Source organism: Flavobacterium sp. ENC (genome assembly GCF_020991415.1).
Lineage (GTDB): Bacteria > Bacteroidota > Bacteroidia > Flavobacteriales > Flavobacteriaceae > Flavobacterium.
Map to the genome: position 1 here is coordinate 1 of NZ_JAJMOY010000044.1, position 302 is coordinate 302.

A 302-nucleotide genomic window follows, 5' to 3' on the forward strand; every position below is an offset into this window, starting at 1 on the left:
AATGTTGGTGATAACGTAACCTTTACCATCACGGCTTCGAATGCGGGTCCAAGTGCTGCGACGGGAGTTTCGGTAAACGACGTACTTCCTTCGGGGTATACCTTCGTGAGCGCCACCCCATCAACCGGAACGTGGACAGCACCGAACTGGAGTGTAGGAGGTCTTGCCAACGGGGCCAGCGCAACGCTGAGCATCGTGGCTACGGTAAACGCAACAGGTTCATACGGCAATACCGCTGTTATTACCGGATTGGAAAATGATCCGACACCGGGCAACAACACCGATACAGAAACACCAACGCC

General features: G+C 54.3%; 1 protein-coding gene. It reads left to right on the top strand.

The features are described from left to right. A partial coding sequence (locus tag LPB89_RS21965) for a DUF11 domain-containing protein (protein WP_230703745.1) occupies positions 1-302 on the top strand: 302 nt, incomplete at both ends.